This is a genomic window from Streptomyces sp. NPDC026672 (assembly GCF_040638185.1).
Taxonomy (GTDB): domain Bacteria; phylum Actinomycetota; class Actinomycetes; order Streptomycetales; family Streptomycetaceae; genus Streptomyces.
This window is the reverse complement of record NZ_JBEZXS010000030.1, coordinates 72,768-91,906: the sequence shown is the minus strand read 5'-3', so window position 1 is coordinate 91,906 and position 19,139 is coordinate 72,768. Positions and strand designations below refer to the sequence as shown.

Sequence of the window (19,139 nt, the reverse complement as noted above, 5' to 3'; positions counted from 1 at the left end):
CCCGGCGCGGCTCGTGGAGGCGGAGCGACGGGTCGCGCTGCGAGTGGAACCGGACGGCAGCCGCACGGACGTGACGGGTCCCCCCGCCCCCGACTGGCCCTCGGCCCCACTGACCCCTGGCGGCGCGCCCGCACTGTGGCTGGAGCGGACAGGGGCGGCGGTGGCCGGGGCGGGGACAGGGACCGCCGGTTCCTCGGCAGGCGCCGGGGCCTGGGCCGGAGTAGCCGGGGGAGAGTCCCGGGCACCGGCGGAGGCAATCTCTGTGACCGGGGCCGGGTCCGAGGCAGGAGCCGGGACCAGGACCGGGACAGTAGCCGGGTCCGGGACCGGGGTCGGGACAGTAGCCGGGACCGGGTCGGCGGCCGGGAACGGCTCTGCGGCCGGGGCCGGGGCCGGTGCAGGAGTCGAGGTGGATGCCGGGGTCGGGGTCGGGGTGGTTGATGCGATGGTTCTGGAGCGGGCCGCCGGGGCGGTGCGGGCCGTGCTCGATCGCACCCGGGGCCGCGCCCCGCTGCCGTCCTCCGACGACCCCGCGCTGATCGAAACGCTCCTGGACGCCACGGCACCGCCCCCGACCCGCCTGTACGCGGCCCGTCGCCTCGGGCTGGACACGACCGACACGACGCTGCGGTTCCGGGCCGTCGCCCCGGCCGAGGGCCCACCGGCCATCGTGCCGGACGACGGCACCGCGACGTCCGGCCACCCCGCGCGCCGCCCCGGCCGGGCCGTCGCCGCCGCCTCCACGCACGCCGACCGGCCGGGTGACCGATCCGGCGGCACCGCCGAGCACGGAGATCGTCCGGTCACCCCCGGGACCGCGGGACGCACCGGAGATCACCCGGGCGGCGAACGCTCCCCCGCCCCCCGGTCCTCGCGGCGAACCGTTGATCAACCCGGCGCGACCGCCAACCGCGCGGAGCGTTCGCCCGGGTGGGCGGGTGAGGGCCGCGCCGGTGCCGACGGGCACCCCCACAGTCGTATCGGCGCAGACACCCGTCGTACGGGGGTCGGCCCCGCCGTCGCCGTGCTCGATCTGCCCCGGTCCTGGGACGCCGCCCGGGTCGCGTTGCGGTTCACGGCCGACGGCGGGGCGCAGGACCCGGGGCCGCGTGTCGTCCACGCCGACGAACTGGGCGGTCTCGCGCGGCTGGCCGAGCTGGTGGTGCCCGGCGCCGAGCCGCCCGCCGACGTGCTGGCCGTCGAGGCCGCCGCGGCGGACGCGCCCTGGATGCTGCGCACGCTGCACGCCGTGGCGTGCACGGCGAGTCTGCGGGCCGCGGCCGCGGAGGTCACCGTGCACCACTCCACGCTCCAGGACCGGCTGGCCCACGCCGAACATCTGCTGGGCTGGTCGGTACGCACCCCGCAGGGCCGCTTCCGCCTCCAACTGGCCCTGACGATGCGCCAACTGACCCGCGGAACCTGACCACCGACCACCACCGACCACCCCGCGGGAGCGGGCCCCGCCGATCGGCCGCGGCCGACGGGCTGGCCTGCAGACCATGCCCGACGACCAAGGCCACGCGTCAACGCCGGTAGTCGAGGCCGACCTTCAGGCCGGTCGTCAACGCCGGTCGCCAGGACCGACCGTCGGATCGGGCCGCCAGGCCGGGCCCGACGCCCAAGGTCAGCCGTCGAGCCGACCGCCGACGCCTGCCGTCAGCCCCTGTCGTCAACGCCCGCGAGGCACTGCCCGCTGTCAGGGCACCGCCCTCCGGGCCTGGGACGCTGCGCCCAGGGCCACCGCGTCGCCGCCCAGGCGGGACGGCAGGGCCCGTAGGGGGCGGCCGCTGACCGGGGGCTCGTCGGCCAGGGCCTTGTGGAGGGCGGGTTCGAGCAGGGCCCAGGCGCCGCTGACACCACCGCCGATCACGAAGTCGGTGACGTCGAGCAGACCGGCCGTCAGGAGCAGCGCACGCGCCACGGCGGCGCCCGCGGCGTCGTACACGGCCAGCGCGTCCGCGTCACCGCGCCCGGCGCACCCCGCGATCTCACGGGCGGTGAGCCTCCGTCCGGTGCGCTCGGCGTAGCGGGCGGTGAGCGCGCGGCCGGAGGCCAGGGTCTCCAGATGACCCCGGCCGCCGCAGGTGCAGGGCAGGTCGCCGAAGCCGGGCACGTGCCCGATCTCGCCGGCCGCGCCGTGCGGCCCGTCGTACAGCCTCCCGTCGAGCCAGAGGGCACCGCCCACACCGGTGCCGAGCGTCATGCCGAGGACGTGGTCCGCGCCGACCGCGGCGCCCCGGGCGACCTCGCCGCGCAGGAACGCGTTCACGTCGTTGTCGAGGAACGCCGGGACGCCCAGGGCCCGCCCGACGGTCGCCGTGACGGGGAAGCCGGCCCAGTCGCGGAAGGAGTCGCTGGCCACGAGGACCCGTCCGGCCCGCGCGTCCACCACACCGGCCGCGCCGACTCCGACGCCGAGCAGGGTGGCGGGCGTACGGTCCAGCAGGCCCCGCAGGGCGGTGAGCGCGGCGGCGACCATGGCCGCGCCGCCCTCGGCGGCCGGGGTCGGCACCTCCGCGCGGTCGACGACGTCCAGGTCCGGTGTGCACAGGAGGGCCTGGGTGGTGGTGCCGCCGATGTCGATGCCCGCCAGCGCCTCGGGTGCGTGCGTCACGCGCCGGCCTCCTGTCCGCCCACGGTGACGGACGTACGGCGCTCGGCGCGGCGGCGTCTCTGGAGCACGGGATCGGGTACCGGCACGGCGGCGATGAGGTCGCGCGTGTACGCCGTCTCGGGCCGCAGCAGGGTCGTCGCGGTGGGTCCCTGTTCCTCGACGCGTCCCGCGCGCAGGACGACGACCCGGCGGGCGAACCGCTGGACGACGGCCAGGTCGTGGGAGACGAACAGACAGGCGAAGCCGAGTTCGCGCTGCAATTCCTCGATCACCTCCAGTACGGTCTGCTGCACGCTCACGTCGAGCGCGCTGGTGGGTTCGTCGGCGACCAGCAGCCGGGGCTCCAGCACCAGCGCGCGGGCGAGGCTGACGCGCTGGCGCTGGCCGCCGGAGAGTTCGCGCGGTCCGCGGCCCGCCGTGTTCGCGGGCAGCCGGACGAGGTCGAGGACCTCGGCGACGCGGGCGCGGCGCCCGGCCGCGGTCATCTCCCGGCGGTGGACGCGCAGCGGTTCGGCGACGCACTCGGCGACGCTCATCCGGGCGTCCAGGGAGGCGACGGGGTCCTGGAGGACCACGCCGATCCCGGCCAGCAGCCGGCGTCTGGCCCGGCCGCGGGAGCGGCGCAGATCGCTGCCGAAGAGGGAGACGGTGCCGGTGGAGGGGGCGACGAGCCCCAGGGCGACGCGGGCGGCGGTGGACTTCCCGGACCCGGACTCACCGACCAGCCCGAGGGTCTCCCCGGGACGGACGGTGAACGAGACACCTCGCAGTGCCTGGACACGCCCGAACGCCACCGACACGTCCACGAGCCGAACGACGGAACCGACGCCTCCGTCCTCCTCGGCCCGCTCCGCACCCTCGGCCCGTTCGACGGCCCTGGCGTCTCCCACCGCCCCGGCGGACCCGACGCTCCGGGCCTTCTCCCCGTCGCCGGCACCTCCCGCCGACTCGGCGGACCCGACGCCTCCGGCACCCTCAGCCCGTTCCGTGCCCTCGGTACGCTCCCCGGTGCCGGCCTCTCCCGGCGCCCCGGCGGACCCGACGCTCCGGGCCTCTGCCGCGGCACCACCGGCAGCCCCCACCGTCCCCGCACCCCGGTCCGCCCCCGAAGGCTCGGCGCCCACCGCAGGTTCCGGCGGCTCCCCCTCCCCCGTGGTGACCGTCAGGCGGGGTACCGCCGCCAGGAGGCGGCGGGTGTAGGGGTGTTCGGGGCGGAGCAGGACGTCCTCCACGGGGCCGGTCTCCACGATCTCGCCGTCGAGCATGACGGCGACCCGGTCGGCGAAGTCGGCGACGACGCCCATGTTGTGGGTGACGAGCAGGACGCCGGTGTCGGAGTCGGCCGCGAGCCCCCGCAGCAGGTCGAGGATCTCGGCCTGGACGGTGACGTCGAGCGCGGTGGTGGGTTCGTCGGCGACCAGCAGCCGGGGCGAGTTGGCGATCGCCATGGCGATGACGACCCGCTGGCGCTGTCCGCCGGAGAGCTGGAACGGGAAGGCGGAGGCACGTCGTTCGGGTTCGGGGATGCCGACGCGCCGCAGCAGCCGTACGGCCTCCTCCGCGGCCTCCCGCCGGGTGACGCGGCGGTGGTTGCGGATGACCTCGGCGATCTGCGCGCCGACGCGGGTGAGCGGATCGAGGGCGGTGGCCGGTTCCTGGAACACCATCGACGCCGTACGGCCGCGCAGGCGCGACAGCTCCGCCTCGCCCGTGCCGGTGACGTCGGTGCCGTCGACCGTGACCCGCCCGCCGACACGGGAGTTGCCCGGCAGGAGCCCCAACGCGGCCAGCGCCACGGTGGACTTGCCGGAGCCGGACTCGCCGACGAGCGCCAGGGTCTCGCCGGGCCGTACGGCCAGGGACACCCCGCGGACGGCGGTGACGTCCCCCGTGTCGGTCGGGAAGGTGACCGAAAGGCCCTCCGTCTCCAGGATGTTCATGCGCGTCCCCTCACGTCGAAGGCGTCGCGCAGCCCGTCGCCGACGGCGTTGAACGCGCACACGACGAGGATGATCGCGAGGCCGGGCGGAACGATCAGCCACCAGCGTCCGGAGTAGGCGGCCGTGAGTCCGGCCGAGAGCATGCCGCCCCAGTCGGTCGACGGCGGCTGGACACCGAGGCCGAGGTAGGAGACGTAGGCGACGAGCAGGATCGCGTCGGCGACCTGGAACGTCGCCGCGACCACGATCGTCGACACCGAGTTGGGCAGGATGTGCCGCAGGATCGCCCGGCCGTGGGTGCCGCCGATGGCGCGCAGGGTGAGGACGTAGTCGCGGTTCTTCAGCGTGAGCGTCTCGGCCCGCACCAGACGGGAGGGCACCAGCCAGGACACCAGTCCGAGAATGAGGATCAGGCCGGGGATGCCCGGGGTGGCGATCGCGGAGACGACGAGCAGGATGAACAGGGCGGGGATCGCGATGCCCGCGTCGACCACGCGCATCATCACCGCGTCCACCCAGCCGCCCGTGTATCCGGCGAGCGAGCCCCAGAGGGTGCCGATGACGGTGGCCAGGACGCCGGCCGCGAGCCCCACCAGCAGCGAGACCCGGCCGCCGTACATGAGCCGCCCGAGTTCGTCGTGGCCGACGGCGTCGGTGCCGAGCCAGTGGGCCGCGCTCGGCGCGAGGTTGACCTGGCCGAGGTCGGTGTGGGTCTGGTCGGTGGAGTACAGCAGGGGGCCGACGAAGCAGAACAGCAGGAAGAGGACCACGACCACGAGTCCGGCCAGCGCCAGCCGGTTGCGGGCGAAGCGGCGCACCGAGAGCCGGTAGCCGGGCACGGGTTCCAGGCCGGCCGCCTGGACGACTGCGCTCATGTCCGGTCCGCCTTCACCCTCGGGTCGACGATCCGCTGGACGATGTCGGCGAGCAGGGTGCCCACGACGGTCGCGACGGAGATGACGAGGACGCAGCCGAGCAGCACCGGATAGTCGGAGGACTGCGCGGCGCTCCAGAACAGCAGCCCCATGCCCGGGTAGTTGAACAGCTGCTCCACGACGAGCGCGCCGCCGAAGAGGACGGGCACGTAGTAGCCGAGCATGGCGACCACCGGGGTCAGGGAGTTGCGGAACACGTGCCGCCACAGCACGGCGCTCTGCCGTGAGCCGCCGGCGCGGGCGGTGCGGACGTAGTCCTCGGCGAGGTTCTCCAGGGTGGCGGCGCGCATGTAGCGGCTGAACACGGCGACCATGGAGGCAGCGCCGGTCACGACGGGCAGCACGAGGGCGGCCGGGTCGGCGAACACCTGGGCCAGGGTGTCCCCCTGGGGTGCCTGGGAGGGGAACCAGCTGAGGGTCTGGGTGAACACCAGGACCAGGACGAGGCCGAGGAAGTACACCGGGGTCGAGTACGCGACGAAGCTCAGCGTGGTGACGGCGTAGTCCACCGGCTTGTTGCGGCGCACCGCCTGCCACATGCCGAGCGGGACCGCCAGCACCAGGCCGACCAGGGCGGAGAGCAGGGTGAGCACCAGGGTCTTGGGCAGCCGCTGCTCGATGAGCCGGGACACGGCCTCGTTCAGGGTGTACGAGGTGCCGAGGTCGCCCTGGAGCAGGGTGCGCAGGTAGTAGACGTACTGGACGGGCAGGGGCCGGTCCAGGCCCTGGTCGTGGTTGAACGCGGCGATCTGCTGCGCGGTGGCCTGGGGGCCGAGGATCCCGCGCGCGGGACCCCCGGGCAGGGCGTGCAGCAGGCAGAACACCACGACGGTGACGATGAGCACCACGGCCAGGGCCTGGAGCAGGCGCCGGGCGAGATAGGCGAGGGTGTCCATGCCTCAGCTGGTCCACTTCCACTGCGCGGGGTGGAAGTTGGCGAGCGAGTCCTGGGAGAAGCCGCCGAGTCCGTTCTTCATGACGGAGATCTGGTAGACGGGTTCGGGCAGCCAGATCACCGGCAGGTCCTTGGCGAGGGCCGCGCTGTAGTCCTGGATGGCCTGGTCCGAGGTGGACGTGGTGGAGGCGGTGATGAGCCGGTCGACGTCCGGGTTGGAGTAGTTGCCGAAGTTCGAGCCGCCCTTGGACTGGAAGAGGGAGTCACCGGTCGGGAAGGCGTTGAAGTACCAGCTGCCCGCGGTGCCGAAGAAGGACAGCTGCCACTTGCAGACCGGCTGTCCGGAGGTGCACTGCGGGGTCTGCGCCAGCACGGAGTTGACCGGGGCGGTGCGGATGGAGAACTTGATGCCGGTCTTGGCGAGCGAGGACTGGATCGCGCTCATCATGTTGTCGGTGACGGTCGAGCCGGACTGGGAGAGCACCTGCATCTGGAACCTGGTGCCCGCGGCGACGCCCTGACCGCACTGGTCCGCGCCGGTGCCGGGGCTGGTGCAGGTCATCACGCCGCCCTGTTCGGTCCAGCCGTGGGAGGTGAGCAACTCCCGCGCGGCGGAGGTGGAGAAGGGGTAGGGGTCGGCCTTCTGCTCGGGCGACAGGAAGGACGACGACTGGCCCTGCGGGATCGGGCCGTAGCCGGGCACCGCGGTCCCGTTGAAGATGACCTTCGTCAGGCCGGCCTGGTCGATGGAGCGCTGCACCGCCTGGCGGGCGTAGAGCTGCTTGAACACGGCCCCCATCGCCGGGTTGTTGAAGTTGTACGGCATGTAGGTGACGGCCCAGCCGGACCAGGGTTTGACGGTGTAGCCCTGGGCGGTGAAGCGGTCCTTCTGGTCGAGGTCGGTGGCCTCGATGTAGCCGTAGTCGACGGTGCCGGAGCGCAGGGCGTTCTTCTCGGCGTCGGCGGTGGTGAAGGGCAGCAGGTTCACGGTCGGGATGGCGGGCTTCTCACCGCCGTCGTACTTCGTGTTGGCGGCCAGGACGACCTTGCCGGCCGTGGAGAAGGACTTCACGGCGTAGGGGCCGCTGATGGTCTTCCACAGGGGGTCCTTCTCGTAGCCGGCGATGTTCTTCGCGGCGTCGTTGAGGGACTTCCAGACGGCCTTGGGGTCGCCGCCCTTGTCCCAGGTGTGCTGCGGCAGGGGGGTGATCTGGCTCAGTTCGTTGGCCAGCATCCACTGGGGGTTGTAGGCGCGGTCGAAGGTGAGCGTGAAGTGGCGGTCGTCGTCGGCCTTGAAGGACGTCCAGTTGTCGGGCGCCTTGCCGGGGTTGTAGCCCGCCCACTGGTCCTTGTTCGCCTTGATGAGGTCGTACCAGAACTTGACGTCGGCCGTGGTGATCGGCTTGCCGTCGCTCCAGTGCCGGTCGCCGAGGGTGACCCGGACGCTCTTGCCGTCGGGGGCGAAGTCGGCGGCGGTGGCGACCGAACCGGCCTTGTTCCAGCCGATCCTGCCCGTGGAGCCGTCGTAGGCGACCAACGGCTCCCACAGCGTGTTGGCGATGGAGATGTTGTTGGTGTTGAGGTGGGCCGCGGTGCCGACCGGAAGGATCCAGTTCGGCGTGAAGTTCGCGGGCAGCGCGTAGTTGATCGCGTCGTGGGACGCGGACGCCTTGCCGCTGGTCCCGGAGCAGCCGGCGAGCAGCAACGCGCACGCGGGCAGGGCGATCAGGGTTCTCCTCGGGGACATGGGCTCTCCTCGCACAAAGGGGTAACGGGAGCGGGGTGAAGGACAGTCAACGGCCCGAAAGTTCGAAGAAACAGGCGTGCCGCTGTAAAAAGCCTGTTACTGCCGATCTGGAAAAAGCGATCCGCCCCCTTCGCGGGCTTACGCTCGACGCCTCGATCTCCGAAGCCGGAAGTAACTTCCTCCATGACGGAAAAAAGCCCTCCGCGGCGGAAGAACACCGCGGGTTTCTCCTCGTTGACCGAGCGGGTCCTCGAACTGCTCGCCTCCGGGCAGGCGGCGACGCGCACGGAGATCGCCGGGCTGCTCGGCGCGGCGCCGTCGACCGTGTCGTTCACGGTGAGCCAGTTGATGGAGCACGGTCTGGTCGCCGAGGAGGGCACGGTGTCCTCGGCCGGCGGACGGCCGCGCAAGGTGCTGCGGCTCGGCGGCAGCGACGGGTTCGCGGTGGCGGCCGAACTCGGCGGCCGGCACGCCCGGGTGGGCGTCGTGCTGCCCGGTGGCGGTCTCACGGACGTCTCCACGGTGCCGTTCGCGACCGGCGAGGGCCCCGAGGCCGCGCTGCCCGGTCTTGCCGCGACGCTGGAGGCGCTGGCCGAGCAGCACGGCCGTCCGCTCCTGCGCGGGGTGGGCCTCTCCCTGCCCGGTCCCGTCGACACGGCCTCCGGTGTCGTCACGCTGCCGTCGCGGATGCCCGGCTGGAACCGGTTCCCGGTGCGGACCTGGCTGGAGGACAGGTTCGGGGTGCCGGCGGCGATCGAGAACGACGCCAACTGCATGGCGGTGGGCGAGCACACCGTGCAGCCGCCGGAGCGCCGGCAGTCGATCATGGTCAAGACCGGTACGGCGATCGGGGCGGGCGTCATCGCCGACGGGCGCCTCTACCGGGGCGGCACGGGCGCGGCGGGCGAGATCACCCATGTGCGGGTGGAGGCGGCCCACGACATCCCCTGCTCGTGCGGCAACACCGGCTGTCTGGAGACGGTGGCCTCCGGTGCCGCGCTGGTGCGCACCCTGCGCGAGCGCGGGCTCGACGTGGCGTCCACCGAGGACGTCGTACGGCTCGCGACCGACGCCGATCCCGAGGCCACGCGCGCGGTCCGACAGGCGGGCCGCTACCTGGGCCAGGTGCTGGCCGCCAACGTCAACTTCTTCAATCCGGACGCCGTGTACCTCGGCGGCATCCTCTCCACGCTCGAACCCTTCGTCGCGGCGGTGCGCAGCCAGCTCTACGAGGACTGCCATCCGCTGGTCACCGGCCACCTGGTCATCGAACGCGCCAGCCTGGGCGCCGACGCGGGGCTGGTCGGCGCCGGGCAGTTCGCCCTCCAGCGCGCCCTGAGCCGGGCCCTGCACGCGCTCACCGGCCGGCCCGTCTGACGCTCCCCGCACGCGCGAGAACCGTTCCTCTTCCCCCGGAGGTGTCCATGTCCCGTCCCGTGATCGCCGTGGCCGGTCTCGGCATCGAGTCGTCCACGTTCTCCCCGGCCCGCACCGAGGCGCCGGCGTTCCATCCGCTGCGCGGGGACGAGGTCCTCGACCGGTACGCGTTCCTCGCGCCGGGCACCCCGCTGCGCGAGGCCGCCGAGTGGCGCGGCGCGCTGGTCGGCAAGGCGCTGCCGGGAGGGACGGTGACGGCGGCGGCCTTCGCCGAGCTGTCCGGTGAACTCCTCGACCGGCTGCGCGCGCTGGGCCCGGTCGACGGTCTCTGGTACGACATCCACGGCGCGATGACGGTCGAGGGCCTGGACGACGCCGAGGCGGTGCTGCTGGCCCGCGTCCGGGAGGTGGTCGGGCCGCGGGCGCGGGTGTCGACGTCGATGGACCTGCACGGCAACGTCTCGCGCGAACTGGTCCACCGCAGCGATCTCATCACCTGCTACCGGACGGCCCCGCACGAGGACGTGGTGGAGACCAAGGAGCGCGCCGCGCGCCGTCTGGTCGACCTTCTGGCGAGCGGGGCGCCCCGCCCGGTCAAGGCGTGGGTGCCGGTGCCGGTGCTGCTGGCCGGGGAGCAGACGTCGACCCGGATCGAGCCCGCGAGGAGCGTGTACGCGGCCGTCGAGGAGGTCGAGGCGCTGCCCGGTGTCACCGACGCCGCGATCTGGGTGGGCTACGCGTGGGCGGACGAGCCGCGCAACCGGGCCGCGGTGGTCGTCACCGGCCAGGACGCCGACGCGGTGGACCGGGGTGCCGAGCGGCTGGCGCGGGGCTTCTGGGAGGCCCGGCACGACTTCGGGTTCGTCGCACCGACCGGCACGCTCGACGAGTGCCTGGACGAGGCGCTGGCCTCGGCCGCACGCCCGTACTTCATCAGCGACACCGGCGACAACCCGACGGCGGGCGGGGCGGGCGACGTCACCTGGGGACTCGAACAGGTGCTGGCCCGGCCGGAGTTCGCGGACCCGTCGGGACCGGTGGTCATCTATGCGTCCGTGCCCGGTCCGGCCGCCGTCGACACCGCTGTCGCGGCGGGCGTCGGCGCGACGGTGACCGTGACGGCGGGCGCCGAGGTGGACGACCGGCACGCGGGACCGCTGACCCTGACGGGCGTGGTGCACTCCGTGCGGGAGGGCGACCGGGACGCGGTGACGGAGGTCGTGCTGCGGGTGGGCGGCGTGTACGTGGTCCTGACCCGGCTGCGCAAGCCGTACCACTACGAACACGACTTCACGCGGCTCGGGCTGGAACCGCGCAAGGCGGACGTCGTGCTCGTCAAGATCGGCTATCTGGAGCCGGAGCTGTACGCGATGGCCGCCGACTGGAAGATGGCGCTGACCCCGGGCGGCGTCGACCAGGACCTGGTGCGGCTCGGTCATCACCGCATCCGCCGCCCGATGTTCCCCTTCGACCCCGGCATGCCCGACCCGGACCTGACGGCCCGTCGGATCGCCCCTTCCGACGAAGCGCTGACCGGCGAGGACGAGTAGCGGCCCCGGCGCCCGTCGTGCCCGTACGCTGGGGACATGGACGATGCGTCGATGGTGGGGCTCATGGGGCGGGTCACCGGAACGGTCGGACCGGGGCTGGTCGGCGAGGTGATCGTCCGGGTGCGCGGCGGCGCCGAGCACTTCCTCGCGTACGCGGCCGACGGCACCGCCCGGATCACCCCGGGGACGGTGGTGATGGTGGTGGAGTACCTGCCGCCCAGGACGGTCTACGTACAGCCCGCGTACGACAGTTGAGCACGCTTCGTCCCAGGTGAGGAACGTTCGCGTCAAGATTGCAACAAGGATCCGCCGACTTCTTCATCCCCGCCCCGCGCGGGAGCACACTCCCTTCGTTCGGTGCCGAGAGGGCACCATCCAAAGGGGGCGAATGCCGATGGTCGTCGGCGTCGTTGCGGGTGCGGCGGTTGTCGCCGTCGCCGTGTTGATCGGTCTGTTCAAGCTGATGTGGCGGGTCGCCGAGCCGAACGAGGCACTCATCATCTCCGGTTCGAAGCACCGGATGGAGGGCCTGGAGGAGGGCATGGGCTTCCGCATCGTCACCGGGCGGGGCACGCTGGTGCTGCCCGGTGTGCAGGCGGTGCGCAAGCTGTCCCTCGACCTGAACGAGACCGAGTTGTCGGTGGACTGCGTGACCCACCAGGGCATTCCGCTGAAGGTGCGGGGCGTGGTCATCTTCAAGGTGGGCGACGACTTCGTGTCGATCGCCAACGCGGGCCGCCGGTTCCTGGACCAGCAGCGGATGATGTCGGAGCGCGTGCACAACGTGTTCGCGGGTCATCTGCGCTCCATCGTGGGCGGATTGACGGTCGAGGACATGATCCGCGACCGCGACAAGCTCACCGGTCAGACCCGTGCCGCCTGCGGTACGGAGATGGAGAAGCTCGGCCTGATCGTCGACTCGCTGCAGATCCACGAGATCGAGGACCCGACGGGGTACATCCAGAACCTGGCGATGCCGCACGCGGCGGCCGTCCAGCGGGACGCGCGCATCGCGCAGGCCGAGGCGAACCGTCTCGCCACCGAGGCGGAGCAGCAGGCGTTCGCGCGGATGGCCGAGGCCACCCGGGACAGCGAGATCCTCCAGGCCGGCTACCAGGCCGAGCGGGACAAGGCCGGGGCCGCGGCCCGCCAGGCGGGCCCGCTGGCCGACGCGGCGGCCCGGCAGGAGGTCGTCGTCCAGGAGACCCGGGTCGCCGAGTTGGAGGCCCACCGGCGCGAGCAGCAGCTCCAGGCCGACGTGCGCAAGCCGGCCGACGCCAAGGCGTACGAGAAGCGGACGCTGGCCGAGGCCGAGCGTGACGCGCGCATCTCCGCGGCACAGGCCAAGGCCAAGGAGACGGAGCTGGCGGCGGCGGCCGAGGCGACGCGGGTCAAGACGGCCGCGGGCGCCGAGGCGGAGGCGACGAAGACCCGGGGCACTGCCACGGCGGCGGCGACCCGCGCCACCGGTGAGGCGGAGGCGGCGGCCGCCCAGGCCAGGGGTCTCGCGGGCGCCGAGGCGACACGGGCCCAGGGTCTCGCCGAGGCGGAGGCCATCAAGGCGCGGGCCGCGGCCCTCGCCCAGAACCAGGAGGCCGTGGTCGCGCAGCAACTCGCCGAGAACTGGCCGGAGATCGTGAAGGCCGGGGCGTCCGCGTTCGGCAACGTCGACAACATGGTGGTGCTCAACGGCGCCGACGGCATGGCCGACATGTTCGCCAAGGCGCTCACGATGGGCGGTACGGGCCTCGGCCTGGCCCGCCGGCTGCTCTCCTCGATGGAGCAGAACGGCCAGGAGCACGGCGGGACTTCGGCGCCGCTGAACGGGTTCACGCCGCCCGCGACGCAGAAGGTGCCGGTCGAGCCGGACGCCGGCTGACCGACCGGGAGCAGGGGCACCGGGAGCCACCGCCGCGCGGCCCCGGTGCCCACGGCCGTCCCCGCCCCCCGGCGGCGCCCCGCAGGGGCGCGGGGCTGTGTCGCTGTGCGGCTCCGCCGCGCGGGCGCGACCGGCCACGACGGCGCCACGGACGGCACCGTACGGACCCCCGTCACGGCGTTCCCGACGGAGCCGTAGGGTGCCCCTCGTGACTGCCTTCACCGATGAGACCGACGCAGACGTCCCCGGCCGTTACGGCCCCACCGCCACCACCGAGGCCGACCCGCGCGAGGTGGGCCGGGTGCGCACCGAGTACTCCCCCGCGCACGACGGCGACCCGGACCCCGGGGAGATCGTGTGGACCTGGGTGCCCTTCGAGGAGAACGACGGGCGGGGCAAGGACCGGCCGGTGCTGGTCGTCGCCCGGGAGGCGGCCGGCACGTTCCTCGCCGTGCAGCTGTCCAGCAAGCGGCACGACGGCGACCGGGAGTGGGTGGCCATGGGCAGCGGGCCGTGGGACCGCTCCGGACGGGACTCCTGGGTGGACGTGGACCGGGTGCTGCGGCTGCACGAGGAGGGCATGCGGCGCGAGGCGTGCGCGCTGGACCGGATGCGGTTCAACTCGGTCGTGCACCGGCTCCGGGAGCGTTACGGCTGGCGCTGAGCCGGAGCGAACGTCCGGGTGAAGGAGGCCCGGACCACGGCGCCGGGCGTGCGGTCCAGGATCGCGAACACCACGTGCTCGAAGGACCGCGCGAACCGGCCGCCGGGGCCGACCAGGCCCGCGAACGCCTCCGCGACCCGGTCCGGGTCGTTGCGGAAGACCCCGCAGCCCCAGGCGCCGAGGACCAGCCGCCGGTACCCGTGTGCCACGGCGGTCTCCAGGACCCGCTCCGCCCGCACGGCCAGGGCGCCAGGCAGCGCGGCGGCGCGGTCCGGGGCCGTGCGCAGCACGACGCCCGCGTTCGGCGCCGCCGCCGTGAGGAATCCGGCCGTGTACGGCTCGTCGAGGAGCCGGCCGTGGTCGTCGCGGAAGACGGGCACGGACGGTGAGTGGACGACCCGATCGGTGTAGAACGGGTCGCGGTGGGCGCGGTGGTGGTCGTAGAACTCCGGGGCCCGCAGCAGACAGGTGTACAGCGCGGAGCCCCGGCACAGGGCCTCCTCCTGGGCCTGCGCGCCGTTGAGGTAGCCGCCGCCCGGGTTGCGCGCCGACGCGAAGTTCAGCACGGCGGGGTTGGCCGGATCCGCCGGGCCGGCGAGACGGCGGGCGGCCTGGAGGCTGCTCTCGCCCGTGACCTCGACGAACGTGTCCGCGGGCGGGGTCGTGGACAGAGCCGTGGACAGGGCCGCGGAGACGTCCGTCGGCGCCGGGCCGTACATCCGGGTGCCGGCCCGCGCGGCCTCGATCGCCGCCGCGAGCGGCACCTCGTGACCGCCGGGTGCGCGATAGGACCCGGCCGCGACGATCCGCTCCGTCTCCCGCGCGATGCCGCGCAGGCGCGCGCTCACGGCATCACCCCCGTGGACGCCGTACGCACGCGCCGCGCGCTCTCCCCCGTCGTGCCCATACCAGCATCCTGAGCGATGCTGAGGGAGCGGTGCAACGGAGTTTCCCGGCCCCGGAACGTCCCGGAAACACGTACGGAAACGGAGATTGCGGATCCAGGACGTCCCCTGGCGCACCCTTGTGCGAATCAGCCCGAGGGTTTTGGGTGGGACGAGTGCCTGCCCGGCCCACCCACATCCGGGCCGGTGACATGGTGGAATCTCAGGAGGATACCGACATGTCCGATTCGTCAAGCGGCTGTACGAACCCGCGTACCGCCGTCGCCGAAGCAGAGGTCGAGGCGCTGGTGCGCGGCATCTGCTTCAAGACCGGACCGCCCCGCACACTGGGCGTCGAGGTGGAATGGCTCGTCCAGGAGACGGCGCACCCCGAGGCGCCCGTCTCACCCGAACGACTCGAAGCGGCCTACGCCGCGCTGCGCACCGTCCCCCTGGAGTCGGCGCTCACCGTCGAGCCCGGCGGTCAGCTGGAGCTCAGCTCGCCGCCCGCCGCCTCCCTGATGGAGTGCGTCGGTACCGTCTCCGCCGACCTGGACGCCGTCCGCGCCGTCCTGGCCGACGACGGCCTCGGCCTCGCCGGCATCGGCCACGACCCCTGGCATCCGCCGCGGCGCTTCCTGCACCAGCCGCGCTACGACGCCATGGAGGCCTGTCTCGACCGCACCGGCACGGCCGGCCGCCACATGATGTGCGCCTCGGCCTCCGTCCAGGTGTGCCTGGACGCCGGGTACGAGGAGCCCGGCCCGCTGGGGCACGGCCGCCGCTGGTGGCTCGCCCACCAGCTGGGCCCGGTCCTGGTCGCCGCGTTCGCCAACTCCCCGCTGGTCGCGCGGCGGCCCACGGGATGGCTGTCCACCCGGCAGCTGCTGTGGATGGAGATCGGCCCCGGCCGGGCGGGGGCGCCCGCGCTGGACGGCGACCCACGCGCCGCCTGGGCCCGGCACGTCATGGACTCCCCCGTGATGTGCGTACGCCGCGACGGCGGACCGTGGGAGGTGCCCGACGGGCTCACCTTCCGCTCCTGGACCCGTTCGGGAGCGCCCCGGCCGCCCACCCGCGAGGACCTCGACTACCACCTCACGACCCTGTTCCCGCCGGTCCGGCCGCGCGGCCACCTCGAACTGCGCATGATCGACGCCCAGCCGGGCGAGGACGGCTGGATCGTGCCGCTCGCGGTGACGGCCGCGCTGTTCGACGACCCGGAGGCCGCCGAGACGGCCTACCGCGCCGTGAAGCCGCTGGCCGAACGGGCGCTCGCACGGCCCGCGCCGCACAACCCGCTGTGGCTCGACGCCGCCCGCACCGGACTGGGCGACCCCGAGCTGCGCGAGGCGGCCGTCCTGTGCTTCGGCGCGGCCCTGCGGGCGCTGCCCCGGATCGGCGCCACCACCGAGGTCACGGACGCCGTCGCGGCGTTCCTCGACCGCTACGTCATCCAAGGCCGTTGCCCCGCCGACGACCTGCTCGACCGCATGCGCGGCCCGGTACCCGCCCGGCCCCGGCTCCACCCGGCCGACGGGACCGCCCGCGCCCACGGGAAGGACATCCCTACATGACCGCCCCCGAGACCGACGTCGAGACCGTCCGCGAGCGGGTCCTGTCCTCGCTGCTCACCGCGCGGGCCCGCACCACCCTGCTGACCAGCTGCGTCGAGGACCCCGACCTCACCGCGCAGCACTCGCCGCTGATGTCCCCGCTGGTGTGGGACCTCGCGCACATCGGCAACCAGGAGGAGCTGTGGCTCCTGCGGGCGGTCGGCGGGCGCGAGGCGATGCGGCCCGAGATCGACACCCTGTACGACGCGTTCGAGCACCCGCGCGCCGAGCGGCCCACCCTGCCGCTGCTGCCGCCCGAGGAGGCCCGCGGATACGCGGCGGAGGTGCGCGGACGCGTCCTCGACCTGCTGGAGGGCCACTCGCTGCACGGGGAGCGGCTCACCGAGGCCGGCTTCGCCTTCGGAATGATCGCGCAGCACGAACAGCAGCACGACGAGACCATGCTGATCACCCATCAGCTGCGTACCGGACCCCGGGCGCTGACCGCCCCGGACCCCGCCCCGGCCCCGCCGTTCACCGGCCCGGCCGAGGTCCTCGTCCCCGGCGGCCCGTTCACCATGGGCACCTCCACCGAGCCCTGGGCGCTGGACAACGAACGCCCGGCGCACCGGCGGGAGGTGGCGGCCTTCCACATCGACACCACCCCGGTCGCCAACCGCGCGTACCAGGCGTTCATCGAGGACGGCGGCTACGACGACGAGCGCTGGTGGACGCCCGAGGGCTGGGACCACGTCCGGCGGCACTCCCTCGTCGCACCGCTGTTCTGGCACCGCGAGGGCGGGCAGTGGCTCAGGCGGCGCTTCGGCGTCACCGAGGTCGTCCCGCCCGACGAGCCGGTGCTGCACGTGTGCTGGTACGAGGCGGACGCCTACGCCCGCTGGGCCGGGCGCCGGCTGCCGACCGAGGAGGAGTGGGAGAAGGCGGCCCGGCACGATCCCGTCGCGGGCCGCTCGACGCGCTACCCGTGGGGCGACGCCGATCCGACGCCCGACCGGGCCAACCTCGGCCAGCGGCATCTGCGCCCGGCGCCGGCCGGCAGCTATCCGGCCGGCGCGTCCCCGCTGGGCGTGCGGCAGTTGATCGGGGACGTGTGGGAGTGGACGGCGAGCGACTTCCTGCCGTACCCGGGGTTCACCGCGTTCCCGTACAAGGAGTACTCGGAGGTGTTCTTCGGCTCCGAGCACAAGGTGCTGCGCGGCGGTTCGTTCGCCGTGGACCAGGTGGCCTGCCGGGGCACGTTCCGCAACTGGGACTACCCGGTCAGGCGGCAGATCTTCGCCGGCTTCCGCACCGCGCGGTCGGCGGACGCCTGATGTGCCGGCACCTGGCCTGGCTGGGCCACGAGGAGCCGCTCGGCCGGCTCCTCGTGGACCCGCCGCACGGCCTGTACCGCCAGTCGTGGGCACCCCGGCGGCAGCGGTACGGCACGGTCAACGCCGACGGCTTCGGGGTCGGCTGGTACGCCCCGGACGACCCGGCGCCCGCCCGCTACCGGCGGACCGGGCCCATCTGGGCGGACCCGTCCTTCGCCGACCTCGCCCGGGTGGTGCGCACCCGTGCGCTGCTCGCCGCGGTGCGCGACGCGACGCTGCCGGGCGCGGACGGCGAGGCCGCGGCGGCGCCGTTCGCCGCGGGCCGCTGGCTGTTCAGCCACAACGGCGCGGTGGCGGGCTGGCCGCAGTCCGCGGCGCCGCTCGTGCCCACGCTGCCGCCCGTCGACCTGCTGTCCCTGGAGGCCCGCACCGACTCGGCACTGGTGTGGGCGCTCGCCCTGCGCCGGCTGCGCGCCGGCCTGGACCCGGGGCGGGCGCTCGGCGAGACGGTCCGCGAGGTGGCCGAGGCCGCGCCCGCGTCCCGGCTGAACCTGCTGCTCACCGACGGTGAGACCGTCGCCGCCACCGCCTGGGGCGACACCCTCTGGTACCTGGCGGACCCCGGCCGCGGCACCGTCGTGGCCTCCGAGCCGTACGACGACGATCCGCGCTGGCGGGAGGTCCCGGACCGCACCCTGCTCACCGCGGACCGCGCCGGCGTACGGCTGGCACCGCTGAAGGACCTGGCACCCGCACCGAAGGAGCCATGTACGTGAGTCCCCTGCACGTCACCCGCACCCTCCCCGAGGACGCCACGGAGGCCGCGCTGCGCGCGGACGTCCTGGACGGCCTGACCGCCAACCCCAAGACTCTGCCGCCCAAGTGGTTCTACGACGCGCGCGGCAGCGAGCTGTTCGAGAAGATCACCGAACTGCCCGAGTACTACCCGACCCGGGCCGAGCGGGAGATCCTCGCCGCGCACGCCGATGGGATCGCCGCCGCGTCCGGCGCCCGCACCCTGGTGGAGCTGGGCTCCGGCTCGTCCGAGAAGACGCGCCTTCTGATCGACGCGCTCACCGGGCTGGACACCTACGTCCCGGTCGACGTCAGCGAGAGCGCGCTCACCGGGGCCGGACGGGCGCTGATCGAGGAGCGCCCGGGGCTGTCGGTGCACGCCCTGATCGCCGACTTCACCGCGCGGCTGACGCTGCCGGCGACGCCCGGGCCCCGGCTGGTGGCGTTCCTCGGCGGCACGATCGGCAATCTGCTGCCGGCGGAGCGCGCCGTGTTCCTCTCCTCCGTGCGGGCACTGCTGTCGCCGGGCGACACGCTGCTGCTCGGCACGGACCTGGTCAAGGACGAAGGGGTCCTGGTCCGGGCGTACGACGACGCGGCGGGCGTGACGGCCGAGTTCAACAAGAACGTGCTGGCCGTCGTCAACCGCGAGCTGGGCGCCGACTTCGATCCCGGCGCCTTCGACCACGTGGCGCTGTGGGACGCCGGGAACGAGTGGATCGAGATGCGGCTGCGCTCCCGCACGGCCCAGACCGTGAAGGTGCCCGCGCTCGACCTCGCCGTGCACTTCGCGCCCGGTGAGGAGCTGCGCACCGAGGTGTCGGCGAAGTTCCGCGAGGAGGGGGTGGGGAGGGAACTGGCGGCCGCGGGGCTGGAGCTGACCCACTGGTGGACGGACTCCCGGTCCCGCTTCGCCCTGTCCCTGAGCACCCCGGCCTGAGCGCCCCGAAGGGGCGCGGAGAACTG

The 19,139-nt window shown here is 73.8% G+C and carries 16 protein-coding genes; 10 read left to right on the top strand and 6 right to left on the bottom strand.

Annotation, left to right across the window (positions count from 1 at the left end; genetic code table 11):
- Positions 1–445: 445 nt before the first annotated feature.
- A complete protein-coding gene (locus AB0F77_RS29895; RefSeq protein WP_361954817.1) occupies positions 446–1,426 on the top strand; it encodes a helix-turn-helix domain-containing protein in 981 nt (326 codons plus the stop codon).
- Positions 1,427–1,699: 273 nt separating this feature from the next.
- Here AB0F77_RS29895 and AB0F77_RS29890 read toward each other — a convergent pair whose 3' ends face one another.
- Genes AB0F77_RS29890 through AB0F77_RS29870 form a run of 5 tightly spaced genes read right to left on the bottom strand, consistent with a single transcriptional unit; the run spans position 1,700 to position 8,134 of the window.
- On the bottom strand, positions 1,700–2,617 hold the full coding sequence (locus AB0F77_RS29890) for an ROK family protein (protein WP_361954792.1): 918 nt from the start codon (positions 2,615–2,617) through the stop codon (positions 1,700–1,702).
- Complete coding sequence (locus AB0F77_RS29885; RefSeq protein ID WP_361954791.1) at positions 2,614–4,557, bottom strand: ABC transporter ATP-binding protein; 1,944 nt, start codon at positions 4,555–4,557, stop codon at positions 2,614–2,616. The genes AB0F77_RS29890 and AB0F77_RS29885 overlap by 4 nt, the downstream gene beginning before the upstream one ends.
- Entirely contained in the window at positions 4,554–5,432 is an 879-nt protein-coding gene (locus AB0F77_RS29880) for an ABC transporter permease (RefSeq protein WP_361954790.1), read from the bottom strand. Before AB0F77_RS29880 ends, AB0F77_RS29885 begins: the two co-directional genes overlap by 4 nt.
- Positions 5,429–6,388 carry an ABC transporter permease gene (locus tag AB0F77_RS29875; RefSeq protein WP_361954789.1) on the bottom strand — a complete coding sequence of 320 codons (960 nt, stop codon included), beginning with the start codon at positions 6,386–6,388 and terminating at the stop codon, positions 5,429–5,431. Before AB0F77_RS29875 ends, AB0F77_RS29880 begins: the two co-directional genes overlap by 4 nt.
- Positions 6,389–6,391: 3 nt before the next feature.
- Positions 6,392–8,134 (bottom strand): peptide ABC transporter substrate-binding protein, encoded by a 1,743-nt coding sequence (locus AB0F77_RS29870; RefSeq protein WP_361954788.1) that lies wholly within the window; start codon positions 8,132–8,134, stop codon positions 6,392–6,394.
- 183 nt (positions 8,135–8,317) lie between these two features.
- Between AB0F77_RS29870 and AB0F77_RS29865 the strand changes: the two genes are divergently transcribed.
- The 5 genes from AB0F77_RS29865 to AB0F77_RS29845 all read left to right on the top strand — a co-directional run bounded on the left by AB0F77_RS29865 (position 8,318) and on the right by AB0F77_RS29845 (position 13,604).
- Complete coding sequence (locus AB0F77_RS29865) at positions 8,318–9,511, top strand: ROK family transcriptional regulator (RefSeq protein WP_361954787.1); 1,194 nt, start codon at positions 8,318–8,320, stop codon at positions 9,509–9,511.
- A gap of 47 nt (positions 9,512–9,558) precedes the next feature.
- Complete coding sequence (locus tag AB0F77_RS29860; RefSeq protein ID WP_361954786.1) at positions 9,559–11,061, top strand: M81 family metallopeptidase; 1,503 nt, start codon at positions 9,559–9,561, stop codon at positions 11,059–11,061.
- Between the two features lie 36 nt (positions 11,062–11,097).
- A complete protein-coding gene (locus AB0F77_RS29855; RefSeq protein WP_361954785.1) occupies positions 11,098–11,316 on the top strand; it encodes a hypothetical protein in 219 nt (72 codons plus the stop codon).
- A 133-nt stretch (positions 11,317–11,449) separates the two neighbouring features.
- Positions 11,450–12,940 (top strand): SPFH domain-containing protein, encoded by a 1,491-nt coding sequence (locus AB0F77_RS29850; protein ID WP_361954784.1) that lies wholly within the window; start codon positions 11,450–11,452, stop codon positions 12,938–12,940.
- 208 nt (positions 12,941–13,148) lie between these two features.
- Positions 13,149–13,604, top strand: a complete 456-nt coding sequence (locus AB0F77_RS29845; RefSeq protein WP_361954783.1) for a type II toxin-antitoxin system PemK/MazF family toxin — start codon at positions 13,149–13,151, stop codon at positions 13,602–13,604.
- On the opposite strand, the gene AB0F77_RS29840 is transcribed toward AB0F77_RS29845, so the two are convergent.
- Positions 13,589–14,452 (bottom strand): TIGR02452 family protein, encoded by an 864-nt coding sequence (locus tag AB0F77_RS29840; RefSeq protein WP_361954782.1) that lies wholly within the window; start codon positions 14,450–14,452, stop codon positions 13,589–13,591. The genes AB0F77_RS29845 and AB0F77_RS29840 overlap by 16 nt on opposite strands.
- Positions 14,453–14,727: 275 nt before the next feature.
- Here AB0F77_RS29840 and egtA point away from each other — a divergent pair, with 275 nt between their 5' ends.
- From egtA to egtD, 4 genes are read left to right on the top strand one after another with little or no spacing between them, the layout of a single operon-like run.
- On the top strand, positions 14,728–16,065 hold the full coding sequence (gene egtA / locus AB0F77_RS29835; RefSeq protein ID WP_361954781.1) for an ergothioneine biosynthesis glutamate--cysteine ligase EgtA: 1,338 nt from the start codon (positions 14,728–14,730) through the stop codon (positions 16,063–16,065).
- Positions 16,062–17,378: an ergothioneine biosynthesis protein EgtB gene (egtB, locus tag AB0F77_RS29830; RefSeq protein WP_361954780.1), complete on the top strand. Its 1,317-nt coding sequence runs from the start codon at positions 16,062–16,064 to the stop codon at positions 17,376–17,378. Before egtA ends, egtB begins: the two co-directional genes overlap by 4 nt.
- Positions 17,378–18,154 (top strand): ergothioneine biosynthesis protein EgtC, encoded by a 777-nt coding sequence (egtC, locus tag AB0F77_RS29825; RefSeq protein ID WP_361954779.1) that lies wholly within the window; start codon positions 17,378–17,380, stop codon positions 18,152–18,154. The genes egtB and egtC overlap by 1 nt, the downstream gene beginning before the upstream one ends.
- Positions 18,151–19,113 (top strand): L-histidine N(alpha)-methyltransferase, encoded by a 963-nt coding sequence (gene egtD / locus AB0F77_RS29820; protein ID WP_361954816.1) that lies wholly within the window; start codon positions 18,151–18,153, stop codon positions 19,111–19,113. Before egtC ends, egtD begins: the two co-directional genes overlap by 4 nt.
- Positions 19,114–19,139 lie beyond the last annotated feature (26 nt).

Excerpts from the sequence above, each read along its gene's own strand:
- AB0F77_RS29895 (WP_361954817.1), top strand. The coding sequence starts at position 446 with ATGGTTCTGGAGCGGGCCGCCGGGGCGGTGCGGGCCGTGCTCGATCGC.
- egtB (WP_361954780.1), top strand. The coding sequence starts at position 16,062 with ATGACCGCCCCCGAGACCGACGTCGAGACCGTCCGCGAGCGGGTCCTG.
- AB0F77_RS29880 (WP_361954790.1), bottom strand. The coding sequence starts at position 5,432 with ATGAGCGCAGTCGTCCAGGCGGCCGGCCTGGAACCCGTGCCCGGCTAC.
- AB0F77_RS29870 (WP_361954788.1), bottom strand. The coding sequence starts at position 8,134 with ATGTCCCCGAGGAGAACCCTGATCGCCCTGCCCGCGTGCGCGTTGCTG.
- AB0F77_RS29855 (WP_361954785.1), top strand. The coding sequence starts at position 11,098 with ATGGACGATGCGTCGATGGTGGGGCTCATGGGGCGGGTCACCGGAACG.
- AB0F77_RS29865 (WP_361954787.1), top strand. The coding sequence starts at position 8,318 with ATGACGGAAAAAAGCCCTCCGCGGCGGAAGAACACCGCGGGTTTCTCC.
- AB0F77_RS29885 (WP_361954791.1), bottom strand. The coding sequence starts at position 4,557 with ATGAACATCCTGGAGACGGAGGGCCTTTCGGTCACCTTCCCGACCGAC.
- AB0F77_RS29875 (WP_361954789.1), bottom strand. The coding sequence starts at position 6,388 with ATGGACACCCTCGCCTATCTCGCCCGGCGCCTGCTCCAGGCCCTGGCC.
- egtA (WP_361954781.1), top strand. The coding sequence starts at position 14,728 with ATGTCCGATTCGTCAAGCGGCTGTACGAACCCGCGTACCGCCGTCGCC.
- AB0F77_RS29850 (WP_361954784.1), top strand. The coding sequence starts at position 11,450 with ATGCCGATGGTCGTCGGCGTCGTTGCGGGTGCGGCGGTTGTCGCCGTC.
- egtC (WP_361954779.1), top strand. The coding sequence starts at position 17,378 with ATGTGCCGGCACCTGGCCTGGCTGGGCCACGAGGAGCCGCTCGGCCGG.
- AB0F77_RS29860 (WP_361954786.1), top strand. The coding sequence starts at position 9,559 with ATGTCCCGTCCCGTGATCGCCGTGGCCGGTCTCGGCATCGAGTCGTCC.